This is a genomic window from Lewinella sp., assembly GCF_050633125.1.
In the GTDB taxonomy this organism is placed as follows: domain Bacteria; phylum Bacteroidota; class Bacteroidia; order Chitinophagales; family Saprospiraceae; genus Lewinella.
In genome coordinates, this window is record NZ_JBOEFX010000088.1 from 1 (window position 1) to 2,359 (window position 2,359).

1 protein-coding gene and 1 pseudogene are annotated in these 2,359 nt (G+C 42.2%); both read right to left on the reverse strand.

Features of this window, described 5'->3' with window-relative positions; genetic code table 11:
* On the reverse strand, positions 1 to 1,123 hold a 1,123-nt coding region (locus ACRBG0_RS19075), incomplete at both ends, for a recombinase family protein (protein ID WP_431488455.1).
* A 2-nt stretch (positions 1,124 to 1,125) separates the two neighbouring features.
* Positions 1,126 to 1,533: pseudogene (locus ACRBG0_RS19080) on the reverse strand (recombinase family protein); the annotation flags it as partial.
* Between the last annotated feature and the right edge of the window lie 826 nt (positions 1,534 to 2,359).

Below are 2,359 nucleotides of genomic sequence, written 5' to 3' on the forward strand. Positions count from 1 at the left end.
ATTCCGGCCCCGGGCACCATTAACTTTTTTGATGTAAACACCTCACCTAAGACCTTGAATGGTAAGGATAAATTAGGGGTTCGATACATACCCTTTCGATCCCAGACCAATTTATCCTCAAAGGTCAATTTCAGCAGGGTTCGGCGCATCTCAAACCCGCCGCAAGCCCAGATTTTATGGGGGTTTGCAAGATAAGTCAGCGCGGTTCGATACATTTCATCAAAAGGCTTTACAGGCTGCTTGGTTTGAGCTGCTTTTTCCTCTAATACCCGCTTTTCATCTTCAAGTGCTTTAATTTTTTTCTCATAGGCTTTAACCACGATATCACTTTCTGCATCGACTATTTTATCCAGTAATGAATCCAGCTTGCGCTCAATGGTGGCGATCTTTTGAGTAATCTGTGACTGACGCTTGCCTTGTTCGGTTGCGCGATAATCCCATAACATCCGAAACATCTTATCCGCTATCGTCATCACGGATTTAGCCGGAGTAAGGTTTTTCAGTAAGGTTTCAAACTCCCCTTCTAGTACATCACGACGAATCGATTTACCTTTGTATTCACATTTGCGGTTTTGACACACATAGTAAGCATGATGTTTACCGTTGCGACTTTTTGACCAGCAAGCCGTTAAATGATTACCGCATTCACAAGTGACCGCACCCCGCATCACAAAATCTTTATTCAGGTCTTTACGGGCGGGAGCATTTGCACGTCCTTTCAATCGTTCCTGTATTTTAAGAAAGGTCTCATAACTGACCATGCCGTCATGCTGGCCTTTTCGTAGAGTAATATTCCACGGCTTATATTCGATATAACCGGCATACAGTGGGTTGCTTAAGAGCTTATCTACCTGTGAATTACCAATCTTGCCGCTTTTGGTTTTCGGGAATACAGGCGAGCTTTCTAAAAAATGCTTACATTCACATTTTGCTTGAAAGCGACCAGAGGCAAAACCCTCCATCATTTCAGCAATGATAGAGGCGACAGGTTCATCCTTAACTAACACCTTGCCCTGTGCTTTGGACTTCTCATATCGAAAACCTACGGGAGCAATAAAGGCATGATAACCGGCCTCTAATCGAGCAATGGTTTTTTGCTTGGTTTGTCGCCCAATCTGTTTACNNCTCTAACTGGCCTTGGGCCGCAAACAGGGTTTCAATAAATTCACCCTCTGGCGTGTCCTCAAACTTGAAGTTTAAACATTCTACCGTCGCCCCGACATCCATCATGGCATAGCGCAATTGCCAGTGGGCCATGGTGTCACGGGCAAGGCGTTTCAAATCATCAAAAATGACCACATAGTCTGTTTTCTTATGTCGCTTAAGATAGGTGAGCAAGGCCACCATGCCACGGCGTTTCATAAAATCACCGCCGCCAGTCACATCATCATGAAAGACTTTATCAACCACATAGCCTTTTTCCAGTGCGTGCTGTTCACAGCGATGCTGCTGGCTTTGTAAACCACTGCCTTCAATGGTTTGTTTGGTATCCGATACACGGCAATAGATCAATGCTTGTTGTGGTTTAGTCATAGGGCCACCTACGTTTGTTTATCGTCTGTTTGATCATCCAAGGTTGACTTTAGCAAGTGAGAGGAATCCTCTGCAACCGATTCAAACACATCCGGTAATAATAGTTGTACACTGTCCACGCCCCACCCCAAATCNNACAAACCCCGCCATAATATGCCAGAGGCTTTCCAGTAGCGCTTCCGCTTGTTTAGGATCAATCGCTAGCTCCTCAATCTCTTGGCTAAAGTACTGTGGGTCAAAGGTGAATGACGTCATTGTTTGCTCAACAATCACCGCCGATGGTGTATTCCCTTTCGGTTCATTAATATCCTGTTTGTCTGTCATCATCATACCTCTTTATTTGCTCACTGACGTGCAGTCAGTGATTAACCAAAATAGAGAGATAGAATGACAAGTGAAATCCTTCACATCTACAAAAAACGTTTCACAGTTATTAGAACGTTATCGAGTGCCAGCGCATCCGTAACACATCCTAATGTAAAATATTGACTGAATATTTCAACAATATTTTACATTTTATAATATTTTTTTATCTCGAAAAATATTTTTAAACAGCACAAAATATTTTCTTTTCTTAGAACATATATTTTTCGATTTGACATAACTAGCGGATTTAATTAATAAATATTTGCCCTTCAATTGAAAATATTATTGTCAATAAAAAATATCAATCAGTCACGCATCATCAATTACTTCATTATTCGTTTCCGCTGCTAGATATCGGTAAATGTTTACTGCTTTATCCTGCTGGATGGTTTTAGGCTTAAGCACCTCATAATGACACCTTACTTTTTGGCGTGGGTGCGTCAAGGAGATGAGCGCAGCG